The sequence below is a fragment of the Faecalibacterium sp. DFI.5.82 genome (genome assembly GCF_029076575.1).
In the GTDB taxonomy this organism is placed as follows: Bacteria; Bacillota; Clostridia; order Oscillospirales; family Ruminococcaceae; genus Faecalibacterium; species Faecalibacterium duncaniae.
In genome coordinates this window covers 1-289 of sequence record NZ_JARFIS010001114.1, presented here as the reverse complement: position 1 = coordinate 289, position 289 = coordinate 1, and the positions used below count along the sequence as shown (strand labels likewise).

Annotated in this window: 1 protein-coding gene; it reads right to left on the bottom strand. The window is 60.2% G+C overall.

Annotated elements, in window-relative coordinates:
- Positions 1-47: 47 nt before the first annotated feature.
- The coding region (locus P0G09_RS20375; RefSeq protein ID WP_275253590.1) for a phage holin at positions 48-289 on the bottom strand (242 nt) is incomplete at its 5' end.

Sequence of the window (289 nt, the reverse complement as noted above, 5' to 3'; positions counted from 1 at the left end):
AGATAATCAAAAAGGGACGATGCCGCAAAAACATCGTCCCTGTGTGGTTATTTGTGCTCCTTCAGCGGGCAGAGGAAGTCATCGGCGTCGATGGCCTCCGGGGTGAAGGAATTGTTCTTCCACCAGCTGACCAGCGCGGTGGCAATGGTCAGGCCAGTGGAGACCAGCTGCTCCAGCTCTGCCGATTCAATGGGCAGGACACGGTGGCCGGTAGCGCTGAGCACCTGTTTGGTCAGCGCCAGTGCCAGCGCCGCCGTGCGGGCCAGCGTGGCGGGAGAGATCTTGCATT